This window comes from Pseudomonas sp. DVZ6 (assembly GCF_024259445.1).
Lineage (GTDB): Bacteria > Pseudomonadota > Gammaproteobacteria > Pseudomonadales > Pseudomonadaceae > Aquipseudomonas > Aquipseudomonas peradeniyensis.
Map to the genome: position 1 here is coordinate 45,153 of NZ_JANCLM010000004.1, position 23,121 is coordinate 68,273.

The 23,121-nt window shown below is 65.2% G+C and carries 20 protein-coding genes and 1 tRNA gene; 9 read left to right on the forward strand and 12 right to left on the reverse strand.

Going from position 1 to position 23,121, the window contains the following annotated elements:
- The first annotated feature begins 2 nt into the window (after positions 1-2).
- Positions 3-485 carry a GreA/GreB family elongation factor gene (locus NMG10_RS03640; RefSeq protein WP_234562526.1) on the forward strand — a complete coding sequence of 161 codons (483 nt, stop codon included), beginning with the start codon at positions 3-5 and terminating at the stop codon, positions 483-485.
- 127 nt (positions 486-612) lie between these two features.
- On the opposite strand, the gene NMG10_RS03645 is transcribed toward NMG10_RS03640, so the two are convergent.
- A complete protein-coding gene (locus NMG10_RS03645) occupies positions 613-1,545 on the reverse strand; it encodes a LysR family transcriptional regulator (protein ID WP_234562536.1) in 933 nt (310 codons plus the stop codon).
- A gap of 125 nt (positions 1,546-1,670) precedes the next feature.
- On the opposite strand from NMG10_RS03645, the gene NMG10_RS03650 reads away from it, so the two are divergent.
- Positions 1,671-2,420 carry a 3-oxoacyl-ACP reductase family protein gene (locus NMG10_RS03650; RefSeq protein WP_254463844.1) on the forward strand — a complete coding sequence of 250 codons (750 nt, stop codon included), beginning with the start codon at positions 1,671-1,673 and terminating at the stop codon, positions 2,418-2,420.
- Between the two features lie 138 nt (positions 2,421-2,558).
- On the opposite strand, the gene NMG10_RS03655 is transcribed toward NMG10_RS03650, so the two are convergent.
- Complete coding sequence (locus NMG10_RS03655) at positions 2,559-3,437, reverse strand: LysR family transcriptional regulator (RefSeq protein ID WP_203647582.1); 879 nt, start codon at positions 3,435-3,437, stop codon at positions 2,559-2,561.
- A gap of 108 nt (positions 3,438-3,545) precedes the next feature.
- Here NMG10_RS03655 and NMG10_RS03660 point away from each other — a divergent pair, with 108 nt between their 5' ends.
- Positions 3,546-4,745, forward strand: a complete 1,200-nt coding sequence (locus tag NMG10_RS03660; protein WP_254463845.1) for an MFS transporter — start codon at positions 3,546-3,548, stop codon at positions 4,743-4,745.
- 131 nt (positions 4,746-4,876) lie between these two features.
- Here NMG10_RS03660 and NMG10_RS03665 read toward each other — a convergent pair whose 3' ends face one another.
- The 5 genes from NMG10_RS03665 to NMG10_RS03685 all read right to left on the reverse strand — a co-directional run bounded on the left by NMG10_RS03665 (position 4,877) and on the right by NMG10_RS03685 (position 11,183).
- Positions 4,877-6,160 (reverse strand): TolC family outer membrane protein, encoded by a 1,284-nt coding sequence (locus tag NMG10_RS03665; RefSeq protein WP_232856449.1) that lies wholly within the window; start codon positions 6,158-6,160, stop codon positions 4,877-4,879.
- Between the two features lie 79 nt (positions 6,161-6,239).
- Positions 6,240-7,532: an HlyD family type I secretion periplasmic adaptor subunit gene (locus NMG10_RS03670; protein ID WP_203647584.1), complete on the reverse strand. Its 1,293-nt coding sequence runs from the start codon at positions 7,530-7,532 to the stop codon at positions 6,240-6,242.
- Positions 7,529-9,250: a type I secretion system permease/ATPase gene (locus NMG10_RS03675; RefSeq protein WP_254463846.1), complete on the reverse strand. Its 1,722-nt coding sequence runs from the start codon at positions 9,248-9,250 to the stop codon at positions 7,529-7,531. The genes NMG10_RS03670 and NMG10_RS03675 overlap by 4 nt, the downstream gene beginning before the upstream one ends.
- Positions 9,251-9,294: 44 nt before the next feature.
- Entirely contained in the window at positions 9,295-9,672 is a 378-nt protein-coding gene (locus NMG10_RS03680; RefSeq protein ID WP_203647586.1) for an AprI/Inh family metalloprotease inhibitor, read from the reverse strand.
- A 53-nt stretch (positions 9,673-9,725) separates the two neighbouring features.
- Complete coding sequence (locus NMG10_RS03685; RefSeq protein WP_203647587.1) at positions 9,726-11,183, reverse strand: serralysin family metalloprotease; 1,458 nt, start codon at positions 11,181-11,183, stop codon at positions 9,726-9,728.
- Between the two features lie 441 nt (positions 11,184-11,624).
- Here NMG10_RS03685 and NMG10_RS03690 point away from each other — a divergent pair, with 441 nt between their 5' ends.
- Both NMG10_RS03690 and NMG10_RS03695 read left to right on the forward strand, forming a co-directional pair.
- Positions 11,625-12,002 (forward strand): hypothetical protein, encoded by a 378-nt coding sequence (locus NMG10_RS03690; protein ID WP_186712839.1) that lies wholly within the window; start codon positions 11,625-11,627, stop codon positions 12,000-12,002.
- A 407-nt stretch (positions 12,003-12,409) separates the two neighbouring features.
- Positions 12,410-14,542: a TonB-dependent siderophore receptor gene (locus NMG10_RS03695; RefSeq protein WP_203647588.1), complete on the forward strand. Its 2,133-nt coding sequence runs from the start codon at positions 12,410-12,412 to the stop codon at positions 14,540-14,542.
- A gap of 132 nt (positions 14,543-14,674) precedes the next feature.
- On the opposite strand, the gene NMG10_RS03700 is transcribed toward NMG10_RS03695, so the two are convergent.
- Positions 14,675-14,764: transfer RNA gene (locus NMG10_RS03700), tRNA-Ser, on the reverse strand.
- Positions 14,765-15,054: 290 nt separating this feature from the next.
- Here NMG10_RS03700 and NMG10_RS03705 point away from each other — a divergent pair.
- From NMG10_RS03705 to NMG10_RS03715, 3 genes are all read left to right on the forward strand, one after another.
- Positions 15,055-15,744 (forward strand): crotonase/enoyl-CoA hydratase family protein, encoded by a 690-nt coding sequence (locus NMG10_RS03705; RefSeq protein ID WP_234562521.1) that lies wholly within the window; start codon positions 15,055-15,057, stop codon positions 15,742-15,744.
- A gap of 192 nt (positions 15,745-15,936) precedes the next feature.
- Positions 15,937-16,656 carry a 1-acyl-sn-glycerol-3-phosphate acyltransferase gene (locus NMG10_RS03710; RefSeq protein ID WP_203647590.1) on the forward strand — a complete coding sequence of 240 codons (720 nt, stop codon included), beginning with the start codon at positions 15,937-15,939 and terminating at the stop codon, positions 16,654-16,656.
- A 75-nt stretch (positions 16,657-16,731) separates the two neighbouring features.
- On the forward strand, positions 16,732-17,703 hold the full coding sequence (locus tag NMG10_RS03715; protein ID WP_050704649.1) for a magnesium and cobalt transport protein CorA: 972 nt from the start codon (positions 16,732-16,734) through the stop codon (positions 17,701-17,703).
- 217 nt (positions 17,704-17,920) lie between these two features.
- Here the strand turns inward: NMG10_RS03715 and NMG10_RS03720 are convergent, their stop codons facing one another.
- The gene (locus NMG10_RS03720) at positions 17,921-18,646 is read right to left on the reverse strand and encodes an amidotransferase (RefSeq protein ID WP_232856404.1); all 726 of its coding nucleotides are present in this window, start codon (positions 18,644-18,646) and stop codon (positions 17,921-17,923) included.
- Between the two features lie 528 nt (positions 18,647-19,174).
- On the opposite strand from NMG10_RS03720, the gene NMG10_RS03725 reads away from it, so the two are divergent.
- Entirely contained in the window at positions 19,175-19,978 is an 804-nt protein-coding gene (locus NMG10_RS03725; protein ID WP_254463847.1) for a cytochrome c, read from the forward strand.
- A gap of 13 nt (positions 19,979-19,991) precedes the next feature.
- Here NMG10_RS03725 and NMG10_RS03730 read toward each other — a convergent pair whose 3' ends face one another.
- The 3 genes from NMG10_RS03730 to NMG10_RS03740 all read right to left on the reverse strand — a co-directional run bounded on the left by NMG10_RS03730 (position 19,992) and on the right by NMG10_RS03740 (position 22,966).
- Complete coding sequence (locus NMG10_RS03730; protein WP_186712832.1) at positions 19,992-20,324, reverse strand: ribonuclease E inhibitor RraB; 333 nt, start codon at positions 20,322-20,324, stop codon at positions 19,992-19,994.
- A gap of 185 nt (positions 20,325-20,509) precedes the next feature.
- The gene (locus NMG10_RS03735; RefSeq protein ID WP_110736624.1) at positions 20,510-20,746 is read right to left on the reverse strand and encodes a hypothetical protein; all 237 of its coding nucleotides are present in this window, start codon (positions 20,744-20,746) and stop codon (positions 20,510-20,512) included.
- Between the two features lie 144 nt (positions 20,747-20,890).
- Positions 20,891-22,966 (reverse strand): LTA synthase family protein, encoded by a 2,076-nt coding sequence (locus tag NMG10_RS03740; RefSeq protein ID WP_254463848.1) that lies wholly within the window; start codon positions 22,964-22,966, stop codon positions 20,891-20,893.
- Positions 22,967-23,121: the final 155 nt, after the last annotated feature.

Sequence of the window (23,121 nt, forward strand, 5' to 3'; positions counted from 1 at the left end):
CCATGGACAAGGCCTGCCTGCTGCAATGCATCATCGCCACCCTCGAGCTCGACATGGAGGTGCTGCGCCGTGCCGCCCAGACCGCCTACGAGGCCGCCACCGCCGAAGAGAACATCGCCGAGAACAAGTACGACACCCTGGGGCTTGAGGCGTCGTACCTGGCCACCGGGCAGGCGCGGCGCACGGCCGAGATCCGCCAGGCGTTGCACACCTACCAGCAGTGGGTGCTGCGCGATTACGACCCGGCGCGGGGGATCCAGATCGGTTGCCTGGTGACCCTGGAAGATGAAGCGGGCCAGCGGCGCCGGCTGTTCCTCGGGCCGGAAGGAGCCGGGCTGAAGGTTGGCGAGGGGGATGGGCTGGTGACGGTGATCACGCCACGCGCGCCGCTGGGGCAGCAACTGCTCGGCAAGCGGGTGGATGACGAAGTGGGCCTGGTGGTGGCTGGGGTGGCGCAGGTGCAGTTCATCATCGATATCACCTGATAGAGCGCCATCGCGGGGCAAGCCCGCTCCCACGCAGCCCACAGGAGCCTGAGTCATCATGCAAGACCGTGACTCCTGAGCTCGATGCAGTGCCGTCGTGGGAGCGGGCTTGCCCCGCGAAAGGCCATCAATGGCGCTGCAACGCATCGAACCGCCCCGCCAGCCCCTGCTCGGCGAACTGCTCCACCACGAAATCGATGAAGGCCCGGGTCTTACCCGGCAACAGCTTGCGCTCGGCGTAGTACAGGCTGATATGTCCATCGTCCACGTACCAGTCCGGCAACACCCGGCTCAGACGCCCGGCAGTCAGATAGGGCAAGGCGAACGGCAGGCTGACCAGGGCGATGCCCAGGCCTTGCTCGGCCACCGCGCAGGCGGCGTCTGAATCGCTCATGGTCAGGCGCTGGGGCAGTTGCAGCGGCTGTTGCTCCTGCCAGCGACTGGTCAGCGGCCAACTGCGCACCCGGCCGGTCTGCGGCGAGCGGATAAGGATGCCGGCGCACGCCTGCAACTGCTCCGGGCGGCTCAGTGGTCCGTGCTGTTGCAGGTAGCCCGGCGAAGCGACCAGCACTCGGTGTGCCGGGGTCAGCTTGCGCGCCACCACCCCCGGCGGCAGTTCGAAGCCGCCACCGATGGCGGCGTCGAAGCCCTGGCCGATCAGGTCGACCTGGCGATTGTCGAAGTGCCAGTCCGCCGTCACCGCCGGAAAACGGGCCAGGAACTCGCCCAGCAGCGGCAACACGTACAGGCGCCCGAATACCGTGCCCATGCTGACCCGCAACACGCCCGAGGGATGCCCTTCGCAGTTGGCGAGATTGGCCACCGCGTACTGGATGGTGCGAAAGCTCTCGCTCACTTCGGCCAGAAAGCGCTGACCGGCCTCGGTCAGGGTCAACTTGCGCGTGCTGCGCAGGAACAACCGCACACCGAGCCGCGCCTCCAGCTGGGCGACGTTCTTGCCGACCGCCGCCGGGGTGAGCGACAGGCGCCTGGCCGCCTCGGCAAAGCTGCCGACTTCGGCGCTGCGGATGAAGCATTCCAGGCTGCTGAAGGATTCCATCACGGCCATTATCAACTCCTGGTTTATTCTGAGTAACTCGATTGCCATCTTATCAACAGGTAATCGAGCGCCGATACTGCGTCCATCCCAAGGCATCCGGCCTTGCTTCACTGCAGGAGATCAGCATGTCCCAAGCACTTCCCCTCACCGGCAAGGTGGCCCTGGTCCAGGGCGGTTCCCGCGGTATCGGCGCGGCCATCGTCCGCCGCCTGGCCCGCGACGGCGCCAAGGTCGCCTTCACCTATGTCAGTTCCAACGCCAGCGCCGAAGCCCTGGCGGGTGAAATCAACAACGCCGGCGGCCAGGCCCTGGCCCTGCGCGCCGACAGCGCCGACATCCAGGCCGTGCAACAGGCCGTGGCCGACACCGCCAAGGCCTTCGGCGGTCTCGATATCCTGGTCAACAACGCCGGCGTGCTGGCGGTGGCGCCAGTGGCCGAATTCGACCTGGCCGACTTCGACCGCCTGCTGGCGATCAACGTGCGCAGCGTGTTCGTGGCCACCCAGGCAGCGGTGAAGCACATGGGCAAGGGTGGACGGATCATCAACATCGGCAGTACCAACGCCGAGCGCATGCCGTTCGCCGGCGGCGCACCCTATGCCATGAGCAAGTCGGCGCTGGTCGGCCTGACCAAGGGCCTGGCCCGGGACCTGGGGCCGCAGGGGATCACCGTCAACAATGTGCAGCCGGGGCCGGTGGACACCGACATGAACCCGGCCAGCGGCGAGTTCGCCGAGAGCCTGATTCCGTTGATGGCCATCGGGCGCTACGGGCAGGCGGATGAAATCGCCAGCTTTGTTGCCTACCTGGCGGGGCCTGAAGCAGGGTACATCACCGGGGCGAGCCTGCTGGCCGATGGTGGGTTTGCGGCCTGAGGTGCCATTCCCCTGTAGGAGCGGCCTTGTGCCGCGAAAGGGCCGCGCAGCGACCCCTGCGATCCATGCGTCGACGCTGAGATCCTGGGGCTGCCTTGCAGCCCTTTCGCGGCGCAAGGCCGCTCCTACAGGGGAGCATCAGGTCGGCGGGAGGCTCTGTTCCATGACGTCGAGGAACGCCCGCGCCGCGGGCGTGGGGCTCGGCGACCAGACCGCATACAAATGCCGCACCGGCGCATCCACCAGCGGCACCATGGCCACCCCCTGAAAACCCCGGGCGACACGCTCGGGCACCAACCCCAGCGCCATCGCGCGCTGGACGAACTTTTCCACCAGGCGAATATGGCCAATCTCGAACTGCACCCGATGCTGCAACCCCGCCGCCTGGAACGCCTCATCGGTCTGCCGGCGCGCCCCGGTGCCCTCGGGAAAGTCCACCAGCACCTCGTCGGCCAGATCGGCCAGGGCCAGCCGCGCCCTGCCCGCCAGCCGATGGCCGGGCGGCAACACCGCCACCAGTTCCTCCCGCGCCAGCAGGCGATGCTGCACGCCATGCAGCGCCTCGCCCTGCCACAGGCCGATGAAACCCACGTCCAGGCGCCGTTCGCAGACGTCCGCCATCAGCAACTCGCTCTTGGCGGTCAACCAGCGCACGTCCACATCCGGATAACGCTCATGGAACACCGCCAGCAGATCGACCAGGTCGAGCGCTGTGAGCGAGCTGATCTCGCCGATCGACAGGCGTCCACGCACCTGTCCGCAGGCGGCGGCGACATCCTCGGCCACCCGCCGCGCCGCCGCCACCGCCGGCCGGGCGCTGAGCACGAAGGCCTCGCCGGCCGGAGTCAGGCGCACGCGCCGCGAACTGCGCTCGAACAGGCTCACCCCCAACTGTGCCTCCAGCCGCGCCACCTGGTGGCTGAGGGCCGACTGCACCACATGGCAGCGCTCGGCGGCGCGGGTGAAACTGCCGGTGTCGGCCACGGCCAGGGCGTATTCGAGCTGCTTGAGGTTCATCAATCTATCTGCTTTCAAGATGGATAAGTTGAAAACTATACATTGGCGTCATGCAAGACACTTCCTGATACTTGTCGCCACACAACCTTGCCTGCAACGAGACAACCCATGAACACCCCGACTCTCGGCCGCGCCCTGATCCTGCTGATGGCCACCGCAACCGGCCTTGCCGTGGCCAGCAACTACTACGCGCAACCGCTGCTGCACAGCATCGCCCAACAGTTCGGCCTGAGCACCGCCAGCGCCGGCACCATTGTCATCGCCGCCCAGCTCAGCTACGGCGCCGGGCTGCTGTTGCTGGCGCCGCTGGGTGACCTGTTCGAGCAGCGCCGGCTGATCGTCACCATGGTGCTGATCGCCACCGCCGGGCTGCTGATCAGCGCCTGCGCGCCAAGCCTGCCGTGGCTGCTGTTCGGCACCGCGCTGACCGGGCTGTTCTCGGTGGTGGCCCAGGTATTGGTGCCCATGGCCGCCGCCCTGAGCGCCCCGGAGCAACGCGGCCGCGCCGTGGGCACGCTGATGAGCGGGCTGTTGTTGGGCATCCTGCTGGCGCGCACCGCCGCCGGCTTCATGGCCGAGCTGGGTGGCTGGCGCAGCATCTACGTGCTGGCGGCGGTGCTGATGGCGATCAGCGCCATCGCCCTGTACCGCAGCCTGCCGCAACACCACAGCCATGCGGGGCTCAAGTACCCGGCGCTGATCGGCTCGGTGTTCCGCCTGTTCGTCGAGGAGCCGGTGTTGCGCCTGCGCTCGCTGCTGGGGTTGCTGGCGTTCAGCCTGTTCGCGCTGTTCTGGACGCCGCTGGCGTTCCTGCTGAGCGATGCGCCCTATCACTATTCCGACGCGGTGATCGGCCTGTTTGGCCTGGCCGGGGCGGTCGGTGCGCTGGCAGCCAACTGGGCCGGGCGCCTGGCTGATCGAGGCAAGGGGCCGCTGGGCACCACCGTGGGGCTGGTGGCGCTGCTGCTGTCGTGGGTACCGCTGGGGTTCGCGCAGAGCTCGCTGGTGGCGTTGCTGGTGGGGGTGCTGCTGCTCGACCTGGCAGTGCAGCTGGTGCACGTGAGCAACCAGAACGCGGTGATCGTGCTGCGGCCGGAGGCGCGTACGCGGCTCAATGCCGGGTATATCACCTGTTACTTCATTGGTGGGGCGCTGGGGTCGTTGCTGGGGACGCAGCTGTTCGAGGTGCATGGCTGGGACGGGATCGTGGTGGCCGGGCTGGTGATCGGCGCGCTGGCGCTGGTGGTGTGGGGGTTGGCTGAGCGCAAGCGGGGGAAACGCCTGAGCGCCGGGATGTCCCCCCTGTAGGAGCGGCCTCGTGCCGCGAAAGGGCCGCGTAGCGACCCCGGCAGTATCAGCTTGATGCTCGAATCCTGGGGGCGCTTCGCACCCCTTTCGCGGCACGAGGCCGCTCCTACAGGGATTTGCGCATGGTCTGGTCAGCCTGACGTGCCCTCGATGAACGCTTCATCCACCCGCGCCAGCTGCGTCTCGCTCAACACCCCGGCCTGGTAATGCAGTTTGATCCAAGCCAGCAGGTAGTCGTAGCGCGCCTGGGCCAGGTCGCGGCGGGTAGTGGCCAACTGCTGCTCGGCGTTGAGCACGTCCAGGTTGACCCGCTCGCCGCCCTGCACGCTCTTGCGCGTGGAGACCACCAGCGCTTCGGCCGCCACCAGCGCCCGTTCGTAGGCGCGCAGGCGGCTGGCGCCGGACTCGCAAGCGTTGTACTGCCTGCGCAGCTCGATCAGCGCGCTGCGGGTGTTGCCATCAAGCTCGTACTCGGCCTGCTCCAGGTGCCGGCTGGCCTGGCGGGTCGAGGCCAGCACGCCGCCCCCGGCGAAGATCGGCACGCTGACTTCGATACCCACGGTGTTGGTGTCGTAGCGCTGGTTGTAGGTGTTGCCGCTGTCCGACTCCTGGCGCCGCGAGGTGGCGAACGCGGTGACCTTGGGCAGGTGCCCGGCACGGTTGCGCTCGACTTCGTAACGCGCCACTTCCAGCGCCTGGCGTGACGAGGCCAGTTGTGGGTTGTTGGCCAGGGCCCGCTCCTGCCACGCCTCGTAGCCGCTGGGGTCGACCACCGGCAGGGCGAAGCCCAGGCGCAGCGGCGCCAGGTCCTCGACCCGCACCGCCGGCTCGCCGATCAACGCGCCCAGCTCGCGCAGCGCGGCATCCTGCTCGTTGCGCGCCTTGATCTCCTCGGCGTCGGCCAGCTCGTAGCGGGCCTGGGCTTCGAGGATGTCGGTGCGGGTGCCTTCACCGGCGTCGAACAGACGCTGGTTCTGCTGGAACTGCTGGCGGTAGGCCTGCTTGCTGGCCACGCTGATGGCAATCTGGTCCTGGGCGAACAACGCCTGGGTGTAGTTGGTCATCACCCGCACCAGCAACTGCTGGCTCTGGTCACGGAAGCTTTCGTCGGCGAACAACGCCTGGGCCACACCCTTGCGGTAGCTCGAATACGCCTCGTAGTCGAACAGCGGCTGCTGGAGGATGAAGGTCGAACCCATGCTGTTGTAGTTGCGGTCTTCCTTTTGCCGCCGCGAATCCCCCAGGTAGCGCACCTCGGAATCGTTGCGCCCCTTGTTGTAGCTGTACGAGATGTTCGGCAGCAGGCCAGCGCGGCCGATGGCCCGGTATTCCTGACCAGCCTCGCGGGCCTTGAAGGCGGCGAGGTAGGTCGGGTCGCGGCGCAGGGCCTGCTCGTACACCTGGAACGGCCCCATGCCGGCCAGGGCGATGGTCGGCAGCCAGGCGCAGGCCAGCAGCAGCCCGGTCAGTGGGAACTTCTTCACTGGGCGGTCCTTATTGTTCGGTCAAGGCGGTACCTGCACGGTCGAGCAGGGGTTTGAACAGGTAGTTGAGCAGCGAGCGCTCACCGGTACGCACGAACAGCTCGGCAGGCATGCCCGGACGGATTGCCAACCCCTCGAGACGCGCCAGCGCTTCTTCGCTGACGGTGCTGCGCAGCACGTAGTACGGCTGGCCGCTGCGCTCGTCGATCAGCTGGTCGGCCGACACCAGCGCCACCTCCCCGGTCACCCGTGGCGTGCGGTTCTGGTTGAAGGCGGTGAACAGGATGTCCACCGGCAGTTGCGGCGCCACCTTGTCCACCAGGTTCACCGGCAGGCGCCCTTCCACTTCCAGCGCGGTGCCCTGGGGCACGATTTCCAGCAGGGTGTCGCCAGCTCGCACCACGGCGCCTTCGGTATGTACGCCGAGGTTGACCGCCACGCCGTCGGCCGGCGCCAGGATCTCGCTGTGCTGCAACTCGAAGTGCGCGGAGTTGAGCTGCTGTTCCAGGGTCGCGGCCTTGACCTGAGCGTCGGCCAGTTGCGTGCGCACCTCCTTCTGGTACTCCTCGCGGCGCTGTTGCAGGTTGAGCCGGGACTCGACGATCACCTGCTCCAGGCGCGCGCTCTCGCCGGCGTTCTGCGCCAGGTCGCGCTGCACCTGCGACAACTGGCGCTGGTACTCGAGCACGCGGTTGCGCGGGATGTAGCCGTCGCCGGCCAGCGGGCGCAGGCTGTCGAGCTGCTCGCGCAGCGAATCGGCCTGAGCCTGCAGGTCGCTGCGCGCGCGGCGCATGCCGGTCAGCTGGGCCTGGGAGCCGTCGATGCTGGCGGCCAGGGCGCCCTGCTCGCGAGCCTGGGCCTGGCGGCGGCTGTCGAACAGCTGGCGCTGGCCTTCGACAATCAGTGCCAGGCGGGCATCGGAATCTTCCAGCAGCTCTGCGGGAAACTGCACCTGCCCCAGGTTGTCGCGCTCGCTCTGCCAGCGCGCCAGGGCGGCGCGGGTCATGCGGTACTGGGCCTGCAGCGCGTCGACATCGGCCTGCACCTGGGTGCGGTCGAGGCGGAACAGCGGCTCGCCCTGGCGTACCTGCTGGCCTTCGCTGACCAGAATGCGGCTGACCACGCCGGCGGCCATCGACTGCACCGCCTTGCGCTTGCCCGACACCACCACGGTGCCCTGCACCGGCACGCCCTGGTCGAGCGGGGCGAGGCTGGCCCAGGCCATGAAACCGCCGAAACCGACCAGGGTCAGCAACCACCCCAGGCGAACATGGAAACGTGCATCACGGGTGTGCTGGCTCATGCGCCACCTCCGGCTTGCAGCGGGCGTTGCGCCGGGGCCTGGCCCATGGCGTGGAGGATGTCGCGGGCCGGGCCGAAGCCCTGCATGCGCCCTTCGTTCATCACCAGCAGCTTGTCGGCCTGGGCCAGCGCCGCGCTGCGGTGGGTCACCAGCACCACGGTGCGACCCTGGGCCTTGAGCTGGACGATGGCGCTGGCCAGCGCGGCCTCGCCGTGGCTGTCGAGGTTGGAGTTGGGCTCGTCGAGCACGATCAGCCGGGCATCGCCGTACAGGGCGCGGGCCAGGGCGATGCGCTGCTTCTGCCCGCCGGAGAGGTCGACGCCCTCCTCGCCCAGGCGCGTGTCGTAGCCCTGGGGCAGGCGCAGGATCAAATCATGCACGCCGGCCAGCCGGGCCGCCTCGACCACCTTGATGCCGTCCAGCTCGCCGAAGCGGGCAATGTTCTCGGCGATGCTGCCGCGCAGCAGCTCGATGTTCTGCGGCAGGTAGCCGATGTGCGGACCCAGGGCATCGCGATCCCACTGACTGAGCTCGGCGCCGTCGAGGCGCACATGGCCGCTCATCGTCGGCCACACGCCGACCAGCACCTTGGCCAGGGTCGACTTGCCCGAGCCCGAAGCGCCCAGCACGCCGAGCAGTTCACCCGGTGCCAGGGCGAAGTTCACCTGCTGCAGGGTGGCCAGGTTGCGCCCGGGTGGGCCGGCGCTGACCTGCTCCACCGCCAGTTGCCCGGTAGGCACCGGCAGCGGCATCGGCGTCGGCGGCTCGGGGTGCTCGCGCAGCAGGACGTCCAGGCGCTGGTAGGCCAGCTGCGCGCCGCTCCACTGCTTCCATACCGCGATCAGTTGGTCGATCGGGGCGAGTACCCGGCCCATCAGGATGGAGCCGGCGATCATCATGCCCGGGGTCATCTGCCCCTCGATCACCAGCAGCGCGCCCAGCCCCAGCACCAGCGATTGCAGGCACAGGCGCAGGCCCTTGCTGGTGGCGGTGATCACCGCCGACGTATCGCTGGCCTTGTTCTGCAGGTCGAGGAAGCGCCCGTGCAAGGTGTACCAGCGCTGGCGCAGGGCGCCGAGCATGCCCATGGCCTGGATGCTCTCGGCGCTTTGCAGCTGGCTGCCGGCCAACTGCGTCGATTGCAACTGGAAGCCACTGGCCTCGGCCAGGGTGGCATGGGTGAGGCGTTCGTTGAGGATCGCCAGGGCGATCAGCAGCAGCGCGCCGACCGTGGCCATCACCCCCAGCCAGACGTTGAAGGCGAAGATCACCGCCAGGTAGATGGGGAACCAGGGCGCATCGAAGAAGGCGAACAGCGCGGGGCCGGTGATGAACTGGCGCAGCTGGGTCAGATCGCCCAGGGCCTGCCCGGCGGCGCCGTCGCGCTGGCGCAAGTTGCGCTCGAAGGCGGCGCGGTAGACCTTCAAGTTGAAACTTTTCTCCAACTGGTTGCCCACGCGGATGACAATGAAACTGCGGACTGCTTCAAGCCCGCCTATATAAACGAAGAAGCCGACCACCATCAGGGTAAGCACCCACAAAGTTGTGGTGCTCTGCGAACTCAGTACACGGTCGTACACTTGAAGCATATAAATCGACGGCACCAGCATGAGCAAGTTGATCAATGCCGTGAAACAGCCCACGCTGATCAAGGTTGACTTATGTTCGCCGAGTGCCGCCCACAAAGGCGCCCCGGGCTTTTGGCTCGGTAGTTTCATGTTTCGCCCTGGCTCGCCTGGAACTTTTTAGTTCCAGGTGGGAATTATTTGTCGAGGCGCTCGAGCACCAGTTGCTTGCCGTCCGGGGTGGTCCAGGCGTAGCGCTGGTCGCCATCGCGGCTGAAGTGCACCACGCTGCTGCCGTCACCGCCCACCAGGGCCAGGGTGTCGGGGGTCACCAGCCAGCTGCCGGGGCGCAGGCCTATCAGCCCCTTGGCGCACTCCAGGTCACCTTCGATTTCGCCTTCCGTGGCGCCAAGACGCAGGTCGCAGGCCTGCGTCTGCTGCTGTTCGGGGTAAAGCTGCCAACGGCCGGCCAGTTGCGCGGCGTTGGGGAGTAACAGGCTGCTCGCCATGACTACCTCGGTCATCGACACCATGGGGATCGCGGCCAGCGCGATCGTTTTCAGGTTTGCTTTCATTGGTTCGCCTCACCGGCAAAAGGGGCGACGCGCAAGCGCCGCCCCCTGTTGCATCAGACCACGATGTCGGTGACAGCGGCCTGGCCAACGGTGGTCACCAGGAAGTCAGCCGAGCTGTTTCCGGTGAAGTCGATGGACAGGCTGCCCAGGTTGGTGGCCTGGTCGTAGGTCAGCAGCGCCTCGCCGGCATGACCGGTAAAGGCGTTGACGAACTGCAGCGGCAGCTTGTTCACGGCGAACGCGGAGATGGCCGACAGGTCGATCTTGTCCACGCCCGAGGTGAAGTCCATGATGCGATCCGGCGCCGCCTTGGTGGAGTCGCTGACAGCCGCGAACACGAAGGTGTCCGAGCCGCTGCCGCCCCACAGTTGGTCGGCACCGCCGCCGCCGTAGATGATGTCGTTGCCGGCACCACCCTTGAGCACGTTGGCCAGCGCGTTGCCGATCAGCAGGTCGTTGCCCGAGCCACCGAAGGCGTTTTCAATGGTCACGCCCTTGGCGATGGAGACGTTGCCGACCATGCCGCCGACGTCGGAGAACGACGCTTCGTTGAGGTTGATCTTCTGGTTCTGGGTGAACCCGGAGAAGTCGAAGGTGTCGTTGCCGCCACCGTCCCACACCGAGAACACCAGCTTCGACGAGGCCGAGGTGGCCGAGTAGAAGTCGCGATCAGCGGTGGAGTTGAAGCCGTAGGTGGTGTCATTGGCACGGGTGGCGTAGTTGGCGCCGTAGAGCTTCTGGATCGCCAGGATGTCGTCCATCAGCGGGGCCGAGGCGTAGTACTGACCGCCACCCTTGATGAAGTTCTGGCCGTTGTTGCTCTCGCTCCAGTAGCTCATGATGCTGTAGCCACGGGTGTCCTGGGCGTAGTCGGCATCACGGTAGGTCGGGTTGCCCTCGCCGGCGTTGTAGTCGCCAGGGTGGGACAGGCCCAGTACGTGACCGATCTCGTGGGTCAGGGTCTGACGACCGTAGTTGCCGGTGCCCGGGTTGATGTTGACCTGGTAGCCGCTGTTGATCAGGTACCAGGATTCACCCTTGTGCGAGCCCGGGCCGTCGAACGGCAGGTAGGCGAATGCCGCGCCGCCGTTGCTGGCGCTGAAGTTGCCGTAGGTCATGTGGCCATCGCCACCCGATGCCGCCTCGGTGAAGGTGACCTTGGCCACGTCCGCCCAGGACTGCATGGACAGCTTGGCTTGTTGCTTCTGCAGGTCGCTGAACTGGCTGAAGGTGCCCAGTCCGCGGCTGTAGAAGTCCGCCGGTGCCTTGGTCAGGAAGGTGTAGGTGAGGCTGATCGTGCCGTCCTTGTTCAGGTCTTTCCAGGAAGCGCCGTCACGCAGGATGTGATCGGCGGCCTGGTCGGCCGTGAAGGACTTCTTGCCATTGATGTTCGCGCCGCCGCGGTCGTACTGGTGGGCAAAGCTGTCGATCAGGCCGAAGGAAGAACTTGGGCCCTTCGGTTGCAGTGCGGAAACGGCGGAAACAATGGCGTTTTCTTTGACTTTCGACATGCAGATTACTTCCTTGTGTACAAAAAAGCAGTTGATGTCCGACAGGGTTCTCCCACCGGGCGAGAACTTCCTGTCACTCGCCTTTATGAGGCGCAAAAAAACTGACACACATTGAAACTTGATGTCCAGCGTTTTTTGACGTCATTTTTTCGTTTTCGAAAATTAAACTGCGCCGTACTAATTTGCGCAAACTGCGATGGATCAACGGCGCCAGCGATAAGCATTAGTTACAGTCATGCCCCATGACAGTTATAGACAACGGTTCGAAGTTTACTTTCGAAAATGCGACTTTCACTTGTTGAGCGCCACCGCTCGCTCGTCTATGCGCTTTACTGCGCGACAACCCGCCACACGACCCTCCGTCGCCTGCTCGTTGACTTGCCGGCGTGGCAAGCGCTCAGTAGGCGTTGGTCAACGACCCCTTCCTGACAGGACGACGCAATGACAAGACTCACGGTGCAATCCGGCGATTTCTTGCAAGGTGAAGGCGAGTATCGCAATGGAGCGCTCACTCTCAAGACCCCGCGCAGCCCCTCGCCCGGCGAGCGCATTTCGCTGGCGCGGATCAAGGACCTGAAGCTGGCCAACCTCGAATCGACCCGCAGCCTCGGTGGCGCCCTGGGCTGGGGCGTGGCCGGCGCCCTGGTGGCCGGCCCGGTCGGCCTGCTGGCTGGCCTGCTGCTGGGCGGCAAGGAGGAGGAAGTCACCTTCCTCGCCACCTTCAAGGATGGCCGCAAGCTGCTGGCCATCACCGACGGCAAGACCTGGTCGAAGATCGACGACAACTGGCGCCGGCACCAGCGGCCGGCGGCGGCCTGAATCAACGGCCGCTTCGTTCGTTCTGACATTACAAGCCCGATTACCGGCAAGCCGGCTCCAACAGGGGCAGATGCATCTGTAGGAGATCACACAGCCTTCCGGGCTGCGCTGTCGCGCAGGGAACAAGGTTCCAGCGTGGGAGCGGCGGTGCGCCGATGCGACTTGCCCCGCGATCACCGGCGAAGCCGGTGCCAAACGCCGCATCGCGGGGCAAGCCCGCTCCCACGCTGCCCCAGTCAAATCAAAGAATTATGTTTTGTTCCATGAGAGCGGGCTTGCATCAGCCATACGAACGTTTCCCCTGAAACCTCGAATCCCTCCCCTGGCAGCCTGCTACCATGGCGCCCTTTTGCCTGCCCGACAGCTGCCGAGCGATAACGGCGCGTCCACTTTTCAAGGAGCCTTGCATGACCCCGCTTCGCCCCCGCCTGCCCCTTGGCCTGCTCGGCCTGGGCCTTGCCCTGCACACTGGCCAGGGCCTGGCCGAGGACAGCGTGACCCTGGCCCCGGTGCGCATCTCCGAAGTTCAGGACAACAGCGGCTACCAGGCACGCGAAGCCCAGGTCGGCGGCCTGCACAGCGCGCCGCTGCTCGACACCCCGGCCTCGGTCAGCGTGTTCAGCCGCCAGCTGCTGGACGACCGCCAGGTGCGCAAGCTGAGCGAAGTGCTGCAAAGCGATGCCTCGGTGGGCGAAAGCTACGCGCCGATCGGCTACTACGAGAACTTCAACGTGCGCGGCTTCGAGCTCAATGCCGCCAGCAGCTACCGGATCAACGGCCAGACCATCGCCGGCGAGCAGAACGTGGCGCTGGAGAACAAGCAGCAGGTGGAGCTGCTCAAGGGGCTGTCGGGGCTGCAGAGCGGCGTGTCGGAGCCCGGCGGGCTGGTCAACTATGTGACCAAGCGTGCCGAGGACGTGCGCTCGGTCACGGTTTCGAGCAACGAGCAGGGCGAACGCTACCTGGCCACCGACCTGGGCGGCTGGTTCGGCGCCGAGCGCCAGTTCGGTCTGCGGGTCAACCTGGCCCACGAGGACATCCGCTCCTATGTCGACCACGCCGACGGCAAGCGGGATTTCGCCTCCCTGGCGCTCGACTGGCAGATCAACCCGAATGCCGTGCTGGAGCTGGACGCTGAATACCAGCACCGTGAGCAATATTCGGTACCAGGTTACCAACTGCTCGGCGGCAAGCAGTTGCCCCACAACGTCGACCCCAAGGATCACCTGGCCTGGCAGTCCTGGGCCAAGCCGGTGCAGAACGACTCGCTGAACCTGGGCGGGCGCTTCAAGTATCAGTTCAACGACAACTGGAACGGCACCTTGAGCGCTTCGCGCAGCAAGGTGGTGATCGACGACTACAGTGCCTTTGCCTGGGGTTCGAGCGAAGGTGCCTTCTTCGGCAGCAACGGCGACTACGACATCTACGATTTCCGCAGTCCCGACGACACCCGGCGGATCGACGAGGCACAGGCCACACTCGATGGACGCTTCGACGCCCTGGGCGTGAGCCATGAGCTGACCGTGGGTACCAGCGCGCAACGCCGCACGCTCGATCAGCGCCCGTACTACAACGAATGGATCGGCAGCGGCAATATCAACACCAATGCGCCAGCCTACGCACCTTCCGGCAAACCGATCGGCGCCAGCGAGCGCCGCCTCGACAGCCGCCAGTACGGCCTGTTCTTCAGCGACCGCATCACCTTCAACGAGCACTGGCAGACGGTGATCGGTGCCCGGGAGGTCCGGTTGGACGAGAAGACCTGGAACGAGAATGGTGTCGCCGGACGGCATACCCAGCAGTACCAGTTGCTGCCCAATGCGGCACTGATCTACAAGCCGCAGTCCGATACCACGCTCTACGCCAGTTACTCGAAAGGCCTTTCCGCAGGCGGCACTGCGCCCTGGTTCGCCAGCAACGCCGCCGAGATCCTCGCTCCGACCCTGTCGCGCCAGCTCGAAGTCGGCATCAAGCGCGATTGGCAGGGTATGAGCTTCAGCGCGGCGCTGTTCCAGATCCGCCAGGCCTATCAATATGCCCGCCCCGACGGAACCCCAGCGCCGACCTACGTGCAATCGGGCCAGCAGAAAAATACCGGTCTCGAACTCGGCGCCAGCGGCTGGGTGACCTCCAACCTGCAGATCCAGGCCAGCGCCGCAGCGATCCGCGCCCGCGTGCAGAACAGCGACACCGACGCCTACGAAGGTCACCAGGCAATCAACGTCCCGCGCCTGCGCGCGGCGCTGCAGGCCGACTACGCCCTGCCCGTCCCTGGCCTGGCCCTGCTCGGCGGCGCCCGCTACAGCGCCAGTAAGTACGCCAGCCACACTGGCGACGCAGAAGTCGGCGGTTATACCGTGTTCGACGTCGGCAGCCGCTACCGCACGACCATCGGCGGCTACGACACCGTGCTGCGCCTGACCGTGGACAACGTCTTCGACAAGCGCTACTGGCGCGACGTGGGCGACTACCTGGGCGACAACTACCTGTTCCAGGGGGCGCCGCGCACGGCACGGCTGTCGGCTTCCGTCAGTTTCTGACAGCGCCATCGCGGGGCAAGCCCGCTCCCACGCCAAAGGGAGCGGGCTTGCCCCGCGATCAGGGCTTCAACAAAAACGCGAGACAAACAAAAAGCCCCCGAACCTTTCGATTCGGGGGCTTTTCGCAGAATGTGGCGGTGAAGAAGGGATTTGAACCCTTGATACGATTTCTCGTATACACACTTTCCAGGCGTGCTCCTTCGACCACTCGGACACTTCACCGTTTTCTCTTCAAGCTATTCAGCCTGTCGAGGCGCGCTAATTTAGTAGAAGCCTTTCCCTTTGGCAAGCATTTTTTTCAGAATTTTCATGCGCTTAAGCCAATCGACCGAAATACCGGGGCAATCAGGGCAATGCTGCCATTGTGCCCAGCGCTTTTCCCGCCCCTCGCGCCGCTGCCCCGATGGCACAAGGCACAAGCTCCCGCCGCTGACTGACCAGTCAGTCTTGGCGCTTTACCTGGCCGGTGCCGCTGGGTAACGTCACCGCCACGCCCTCCAAAGGACTCTGCCATGAGCGAGCTGATTACCTACCACGCCGAAGACGGCATCGCCACCCTGACCCTGAACAACGGCAAGGTCAACGCCATCTCCCCGGATGTCATCAAAGCCTTCAATGCCGCGCTCGACCGCGCCGTCGAGGACCGTGCGGTGGTGATCATCACCGGCCAGCCGGGCATCCTCTCCGGTGGCTACGACCTCAAGGTGATGACCGCTGGCCCCAAGGAGGCCGTCGGCCTGGTCACCGCCGGCTCCACCCTGGCCCGCCGCCTGCTGTCGCACCCGTTCCCGGTGATCGTCGCCTGCCCCGGCAATGCCGTGGCCAAGGGCGCCTTCCTGCTGCTGTCGGGTGACTACCGCATCGGGGTCGAAGGGCCCTTCAAGATTTGCCTGAACGAAGTGCAGATCGGCATGACCATGCACCATGCCGGTATCGAACTGGCCCGCGACCGCCTGGGCCGTGCGGCCTTCCAGCGCTCGGTGAACAATGCCGAGGTATTCGATCCGCAGGGCGCCCGTGAAGCCGGCTTCCTCGACAAGGTGGTGCCTGCCGAGCAGTTGCTGGAAACCGCCCTGGCAGCGGCCCGCGAAATGAAGAAACTGAACATGCTGGCGCACAAGAACACCAAGCTCAAAGTGCGCAAGGCGCTGCTGGAGGCGCTGGACGAGGCGATCCTGGCGGATCAGAACCACCTGGGCTGATTGCCGAGTCTACTTCTCTGTAGGAGCGGGCTTGTCCCGCGAACACCGGCGAAGCCGGTGGCACGCACCGCGTCGCTTGTGTTCGCGGGACAAGCCCGCTCCTACAAGGGCCTGCCTGACATTTGTCGAGCATTTGCCCCTGACAGTGCACATCCGTACACTGCGCCGCGACTGTCCGGTGTGAGTCGTACCATGCTTTATATGCTTCGCATGCTCCTGTTGGCGCTGCACTTCCTGCTCGTGGGTGTCGTCGGTCTGGTGATCGGCCTGCTGCGTCCGTTCAACCCCGATAACAGCCGCCTGTTCGCCCGCCTGTACAGCGTGCCGGCCGCCTGGCTCATGCGCATCAAGGTCAAGGCCGAGGTCGGCCCGCTGTGGGACCAGCCCCCCGGCTGCGTGATCATCGCCAACCACCAATCCAACTACGACCTGTTCATCATCGGCCAGGTGGTGCCCCGCCGCACCGTGGCCATCGGCAAGAAGAGCCTGGGCTGGGTCCCGCTGTTCGGCCAGCTGTTCTGGCTGGGCGGCAATGTGCTGATCGACCGCAAGAACGCCTACCAGGCGCGCAAGGCCATGCAGACCACCACCCGGACCCTGCGCGACGACACCTCGATCTGGATCTTCCCCGAAGGCACGCGCAACCCCGGCGAGCAGTTGCTGGCGTTCAAGAAGGGCGCTTTCCACATGGCCATCGAGGCCGGCGTGCCGATCGTGCCGGTGTGCGTCAGCCGCTACACCCAACGCCTGGGCCTGAACAGCTGGCGCCAGCGCACCGTGGTCATTCGCTCGCTGGCCCCCATCGCCACCGCAGGCCTGACCCAACAGGACCTGCCCGCGCTGATCGAGCAATGCCGCAGCCAGATGCAGCATTGCATCGACCATATGGAAAGCGAGCTCACCGCGCCCTGATCGGCGTGCGGACTTGCCCCGTGCCGCTACACAGCCCAAGCTGTGTAGCGTGTTCAATCGGATAAGCGGACAACCATGGGTCGAGTCGTCGCATCGGCGGTGTACAGCGCCGGCAGGAAGGTCACCAACATCAGCCTCGACGAGGGCGCCGAATGGGCGCGCAAGCCCGGGCACTTTGTCTGGATCGGCCTGGAAGAGCCCAACGCCGAGGAACTGGCCAACCTGCAGCGCCAGTTCGGCCTGCACGAGCTGGCCATCGAGGACGCCCTGGAGAAACACAGCCGGCCCAAGCTTGAGACCTTCGGCGACGCGCTGTTCATCGTCACCTACTCGCCGGTGCGCCACGAGGGAAAGCTCGAGTTCATCGAGACCCATATCTTCGCCGGCAACGGCTACATCATCACCTGCCGCAACGGTCACTCGAAGTCCTATGCCCTGGTGCGCCAGCGCTGCGAGGCGCGTCCGCTGCTGCTCGAGCACGGCGAGGACTTCGTGCTCTACGCCCTGCTGGATTTCGTCACCGAGAACTACCAGCCGGTGAGCGAGGCGATCCACGGCGAGATCGAGGAGCTGGAACAGAGCGTGCTGAGCAATTCGCTCAAGGAAGAGGACATCCAGCGCCTGCACAGCCTGCGCCGCGACATCCTGCGCCTGCGCCGCTACGTGGCGCCGATGGTGGAGATCAGCGAGGAACTGCAGCGCCTGAGCTTCCCGTTCATCGACAAGAACATGCGCCCGTACTTTCGCGACGTGCAAATCCATGTCACGCGGCAGATGGAAGACCTGGCCGGGATCCGCGACATCGCCAGCCAGACCATCGAGATCGGCATGCTGCTGGAGTCGTCACGGCAAAGCATCACCCAGCGCAAGTTCGCCGCCTGGGCGGCGATCCTGGCGTTTCCCACGGCGGTCGCCGGAATCTACGGGATGAACTTCGAGAACATGCCGGAGCTGGCATGGCGCTACGGTTACTTCGGCGTCCTGGGGGTGATCGCCCTGGGCTGTTCGGGGCTGTATTACAGCTTCAAGCGTTCGGGCTGGCTGTAACGCCAATCGTGGGCGAGCCCGTTCTAATGGAATAAAAGTAACTTGCAGATTTCACTGAAACAGCGTGGGAGCGGGCTTGCCCCGCGATGCGATGTATGGCACCGGCTGCGCCGGTGATCCGGGCGGTGCGGCGTTCCGACAAGCCCGCTCCCACGCAGCCTCAGTCAAATCAAAGAATTGCGATTGTTCCATGAGTGCGGGCTTGCCGATGCGGATCTCAGATCGCGCGGCTGCCGGGCTGCTGGACGAAACGCAGCATCCACTCACCCACCAGATCCCCCTGGTGCTCGGTGGCCAGGCTGGCCACCGCCTTCTCATAGACTTCATTACCCAGCGACGCCTGTCGCGCGTCGAGCAATGCCCGGGAGTAGTCATGGACGAACTCCGGGTGCCCCTGGAAGCACAGCACCTGGTCACGGATGTGGTAGGCGGCGTTCGGGCAGAAGTCACTGGAGGCGATCACCGTGGCCCCTTCGGGCAGCTCGGTGACCTGGTCCTGGTGGCTGATCAACAAGGTCAGCTCGGACACCTGCGGGTCCATCCACGGCGCATGGGCCGCCAGGCTGTAGCGGTGAACGCCCACGCCCCAGCCCTTGTCGGCGCGCTCGGCCTTGCCGCCGAGGGTCAGCGCCAGCAGCTGGTGGCCGAAACACACGCCCAGCAGCTTCTCACCACGCTCGTAGAGCTTGAGCAGGTAGGCCTTGAGCGTCTGGATCCACGGATCGTCGCCGAACGAGTCGGCCTTGCTGCCGGTCACCAGGTACGCATCGAAGCGTTCGCCGTCCGGGGGATAGTCGCCGTTCATCACGTTGTACACATCGAATTCGGCCGCGATCGGCTGACGCGAGAACAGCTGCTCGAACATCCTGCCGTAGCCCTGGTACTGCGCGATCAACTCCGCTCGCAGGACATCGGTCTCAAGGATGCAGATGCGTAACGACATAGGGGTAGTCCTGAACGACATGTGGGTGGGATTTGCTGTAGAGACTGACGCGAAAGGGCCGTACAAGCAAGTAGGATGTCCGGACGAACGGTAGGCCCTGTAACCCTTGGTAACCCCTGCCGCGCACTCGTCTAGCCTGAGCGTGCCAGCGGGGTGGCCAGTGGCCTTAATGCCATGAGGAATCGACATGAAAATTGTTAGAACAAAGGGTTCTGAAACAGGGATGACGCGGGCCCTACTGTTGGTTGTATATCCAGATATACGCGGCAAGCAGGAACGGCGTGCAATCACGCCGCTGCGATCGACCCGACGCTAGACAAGGAAGCCAAGGGTTATTCAGGAATAACAACAAGAAGGCGGTCCGCCATGTTCAGACAATCCAAGGTACGCCAAGCCGGCCTCATACTCTTCGCCACGACGCTGTTGCTGATCCTGCCGAACCTCACCCGGCTGTTCGGCTGAACGCGGCGGTGGCCTTTTCCGAGCACGCGTGGGTAATCTGCCGACCTTGATGGTTGGAGATCGTCCATGCGCCTGTGTCTTGCCCTGCTCTGCCTACTGCTCGCCCCGACATTGTCGGCGGCGCAGTTGAACCTCGAACTGGGCGGCGACAGCCGGCGCTGGAGCAGTGAACAGCTACTTGCCCATCCGCAGGCGCGAAACATCACCATCGAACAGGACGTGGCCTACAAGCGCACCTTGCATTACCGCGCCGTGCCCCTGGCGGTGCTGCTGCAGGGCGTGAACCCGAGCGATCACCTGCAGGCCGTGGCCCTCGATGGCTTCGCCGCCGAGATGCCCGCCGGGCCGCTGTTGCAGGCGGGCCCCGCGCAGGCCTGGCTGGCCATCGAAGACCCCAGCCACCCTTGGCCCGCGCTGAGCAAGGGCAAGCCAGGCGCCGGGCCGTTCTACCTGGTATGGACCCAACCCCAGGCCAGCGGTATTCGCCCGGAACAATGGCCGTATCAGATCGCCAGCATCCGCCGCCTGCCCCCGGTCGAGACGCGCTTCCCCGCCCTGCTGCCCGACCCGGCCGTGGCCGAGAACGACCCGGTGCGCCAGGGTTTTGCCCTGTTCCAGCAGAACTGCCTGGCCTGTCATCGCCTCAATGGCGCCGGCGACGCGCACCTGGGCCCGGACCTGAACCTGCCGCACAACCCCACCGAGTACTTTCAACCGGCCTACCTGCGCCAGTACATTCGCGACCCGCAGAGCCTGCGGCACTGGCCGCAGGCGAAGATGCCCGGGTTTTCCACCCAGGTGCTGGATGAACCGGCGCTCGATGCCGTGCTGGCATACCTGAAGCATATGGCGGGGCGCAAAGCGCACTGATGCCCTTGCGGGTCTAGGCGATCGGCCTTTCCTGCTTGACGCCCCAACCCTCGACTTCGCCGCCGTAGGGCGAGACGACCTGTTCAAAGGCCTGTTCGAAGGCGCCGATACCGCCATGGGTGGCGTACATCACCTTGCTCAACTCCAGGTGCCAGGCGCCGTCGTCGCGCTCGCTCACCTGGGCGTTGAGCGATTCGCCACGAAACTGCCCCGCTGCCCGGCGTGCACCCGCCTCGCTGGGAAACACGGCGTAGAACTCGATGGGATGGATGCGGGTGAAATCAAAACCGCCAGCTTTCATCTGGCGCAGGACACTGCTGCTGATGTCGTCGTTCTGGCTGCTCATGAAACGTCCTCCTGCAAAGCAATGGATAGACTTTCCGTGCACAACGCACCTGCCTGGCACACAAGGAATGCCTGACAATACGAGCGGATTGCAAGACGCGATGAAAACGGCGGCGGCCCGCAGAGAAGGCCGGCGCCTGACTTGAGCGTAGCGCCTGAGACAGCGCTACGCCAGAGACACCCGGTTCAGGGCGCTTCGCGAATGGTGGTGATGGTCACGCCGCTCTGTTCCTTGAGCCAGCGCGCCGTGGGGGAAAAGCTGCGGTCCTGGAAGTCGTTGAGGTCCAGTTCGTCCATGAGCGGGAACAGGCGCGAACGGATGGCGCGTGCGGCATCTTCCTCGCTGGGGCGCTGCTCGGCATTGAGCAACAGCGTTTGCGGCTCGCCTTTCTGGTCTGCAAAGCTGACTTCCCATGCTTTCATCGATCAGCCCTCGCTGGCGCAACGGTGAATGGAACGGCGTACTCACTTGACCATGGTGCAGGGATGAATGTTCAGCCGCATACATGAAACCGCATGAAAAAAGCCCGCCGGTTCAGGGCGGGCTTCATGGGGCAGGCGGCGGCCTTACTTCGGCGTGCCGTGGACGACACCGGCGGTGTTGTCCAGCAGGCTCTTGGTCGCGGTCTGGATATAGGCCTCGAGCTTCTTGAGCATTTCCGGCTGGTCGGGGCTTTCGATCAGTTCGGCCTTGAACTCACGGCCCAGCTGGTAACGGTACATCCGCGGGGTCATGTCCTTGGACTCGATGAGGATGCGATCGCCCTGCACCAGGCCGACGATCTGCTCGCTGCCCGACGGTTTGATCATGCCCACGCCCTGGTCGCCCTCAGGCAGGTTGAGCAGGTCGCGGCCCCAGCACTGGTGGCGGGCCTGGCCACCCAGGCGGCCCATGATGGTCGGCACGATGTCCACCTGGGTACCCACGGTGTGGTTGACCGCGCCGAACTTCTCCTGGATGCCCGGGGCAATCAGCAACAGCGGCACGTTGAAGCGGCCCAGGTCCAGCTCGGTGACCTGCTGGTGGTTGCCGAAGCCATGGTCGCCGACGATGACGAACAGGGTGTCCTTGAAGTACGGCTCCTTGCGGGCCTTCTCGAAGAACTGGCCCAGCGCCCAGTCGGAATAGCGCATGGCGGTCAGGTGCTCGTCCAGGCGCCCTTGGCCGGTGACCTTCTCCACCGGCAGGTCCTTGGGCAAGGCATACGGCGTGTGGTTGGAGAGGGTCTGCAGCAGCGCGTAGATCGGCTTCTTGCCGTCGTGCTTGGCCAGCTCTTCGTTGCCGCGATTGAACATGTCCTGGTCGGACACGCCCCAGGTCGGGTCGGAGAACACCGGGTCGACGAAGTCGTTGCGGCCGATGAAGGTGGTCATGCCCTGGTTGCCGAAGAACCCGGATTGGTTGTCCCAGGCGAAGTCACCGTTGTAGACGTAGACATCGTCATAGTCGCGGGCACTGAGCAGCGCCGGCAGGCCGGACAGCTTGTGGCCGCCTTCCGGGGTCTGCATCAGGTACTCGAAGCCCGGCAGGTTGGGGAAGCAGGCCATGGTGGCGAACATGCCCTGGTGGGTGTGGGTGCCGTTGGAGAAGAAGCGGTCGAACAGCAGACCTTCCTTGGCCAGCTTGTCGAAGTACGGGGTGATGTTGTTCGGACTGCCCAGGGCGCCCACCGAGTGGCCGGCGAAGCTTTCCATGAGGATGACCACCACGTTCTTGACCGGCAGCGTGTTCGCCACGGGCGGCACGAAGTCGCGACGGATCGCGGCCTCGTCGGCATCGACCAGGGTGTCGTTGGCGGTCAGCAGCTGCTCGCGCACGGTCTGGGTGGCCAGCGGCTGCTCGAGTACCGGCTTCCAGATGTTGGCGCGGTCCTCGCCGAAGCGGCTCTTGGCGGCGTCGATCAGGGTCAGCGTGCCGTTCAGGCCCAGCTGGTTGACGAAGTTCGAATCGGTGGTGAAGGCGTCGCCCCAGCGCATCGGCGGGCCCTGGCGCAGGGTGCCACGGGCGGCGACCACGGCCACCAGCAGTACGACCATGAACACTGCCAGGCGGCCATACCACGGCGCGAGCTTGCGGCTGCTGGCGGGCTGGACGTTTTGCTCGCCACGGGTCAGGCGATCGATGCCCTTGAACAGCAGGCTCAGCAGCCAGGTGCCGACCAGCCAGGCCAGCAGGTAGCGGACCACCGGGAAACCGTACCAGAGCATGCTCATGACGGTCTTGGGGTCTTCCTTGATGTACTGGAACACCAGGCCGTTCAGGCGCTGGTGGAACTCGCGGTAGAAGTCCATCTCCATCAGGCCGAGGAACATCACCACGCTCGAGGCAATGGTCAGCCAGAAGCGGAAGAAGCCACGGCGGGCCATCAGCCAGGGGCTGAGCAGCGCCAGCAGCAACGGGATGCTGATGTACACCACCACCCGCAGGTCGAAGCGCAGGCCGTTGAGGAAGCCCTCGGCGACGGTCGAGTTCGGCGTGTCGCCGATCATGTCGCTGTTGTAGACCAGCAGCGCCAGGCGCACCAGGCTGAGCATCAGCATGATCACCAGGCCACTGAGCAACGTGTAGGCCAGGTGGGATTTCAGGGTCGGCGAGAACGAGCCTCGCACGCCCTGTTGCTTCAAGGCGTCCGTGTTAGCCATGAATGGAGAGGTCCTAGGATTGCGGTTTGCGGGAAGGCGAAGTCGCCAACAGCCTGGTGGTCGGGCCCTCGAGGGCGAGGTGAGACCAAGGCCGCATTGTGCGGCGCGGATTTTCAAAAATCGAGTGTGAAAATTTTGTCGAGAGCAACTATCGC

Bases quoted from the DNA above. Each gene is read 5' to 3' on its own strand.
- NMG10_RS03710 (WP_203647590.1), top strand. From the start codon at position 15,937: ATGCTTTATATGCTTCGCATGCTCCTGTTGGCGCTGCACTTCCTGCTC.
- NMG10_RS03725 (WP_254463847.1), top strand. From the start codon at position 19,175: ATGCGCCTGTGTCTTGCCCTGCTCTGCCTACTGCTCGCCCCGACATTG.
- NMG10_RS03665 (WP_232856449.1), bottom strand. From the start codon at position 6,160: ATGGGGCCGTTCCAGGTGTACGAGCAGGCCCTGCGCCGCGACCCGACC.
- NMG10_RS03685 (WP_203647587.1), bottom strand. From the start codon at position 11,183: ATGTCGAAAGTCAAAGAAAACGCCATTGTTTCCGCCGTTTCCGCACTG.
- NMG10_RS03720 (WP_232856404.1), bottom strand. From the start codon at position 18,646: ATGTCGTTACGCATCTGCATCCTTGAGACCGATGTCCTGCGAGCGGAG.
- NMG10_RS03660 (WP_254463845.1), top strand. From the start codon at position 3,546: ATGAACACCCCGACTCTCGGCCGCGCCCTGATCCTGCTGATGGCCACC.
- NMG10_RS03715 (WP_050704649.1), top strand. From the start codon at position 16,732: ATGGGTCGAGTCGTCGCATCGGCGGTGTACAGCGCCGGCAGGAAGGTC.
- NMG10_RS03645 (WP_234562536.1), bottom strand. From the start codon at position 1,545: ATGGAATCCTTCAGCAGCCTGGAATGCTTCATCCGCAGCGCCGAAGTC.
- NMG10_RS03705 (WP_234562521.1), top strand. From the start codon at position 15,055: ATGAGCGAGCTGATTACCTACCACGCCGAAGACGGCATCGCCACCCTG.
- NMG10_RS03730 (WP_186712832.1), bottom strand. From the start codon at position 20,324: ATGAGCAGCCAGAACGACGACATCAGCAGCAGTGTCCTGCGCCAGATG.
- NMG10_RS03670 (WP_203647584.1), bottom strand. From the start codon at position 7,532: ATGAGCCAGCACACCCGTGATGCACGTTTCCATGTTCGCCTGGGGTGG.
- NMG10_RS03740 (WP_254463848.1), bottom strand. From the start codon at position 22,966: ATGGCTAACACGGACGCCTTGAAGCAACAGGGCGTGCGAGGCTCGTTC.
- NMG10_RS03680 (WP_203647586.1), bottom strand. From the start codon at position 9,672: ATGAAAGCAAACCTGAAAACGATCGCGCTGGCCGCGATCCCCATGGTG.
- NMG10_RS03655 (WP_203647582.1), bottom strand. From the start codon at position 3,437: ATGAACCTCAAGCAGCTCGAATACGCCCTGGCCGTGGCCGACACCGGC.
- NMG10_RS03735 (WP_110736624.1), bottom strand. From the start codon at position 20,746: ATGAAAGCATGGGAAGTCAGCTTTGCAGACCAGAAAGGCGAGCCGCAA.
- NMG10_RS03690 (WP_186712839.1), top strand. From the start codon at position 11,625: ATGACAAGACTCACGGTGCAATCCGGCGATTTCTTGCAAGGTGAAGGC.
- NMG10_RS03675 (WP_254463846.1), bottom strand. From the start codon at position 9,250: ATGAAACTACCGAGCCAAAAGCCCGGGGCGCCTTTGTGGGCGGCACTC.
- NMG10_RS03695 (WP_203647588.1), top strand. From the start codon at position 12,410: ATGACCCCGCTTCGCCCCCGCCTGCCCCTTGGCCTGCTCGGCCTGGGC.
- NMG10_RS03640 (WP_234562526.1), top strand. From the start codon at position 3: ATGGACAAGGCCTGCCTGCTGCAATGCATCATCGCCACCCTCGAGCTC.
- NMG10_RS03650 (WP_254463844.1), top strand. From the start codon at position 1,671: ATGTCCCAAGCACTTCCCCTCACCGGCAAGGTGGCCCTGGTCCAGGGC.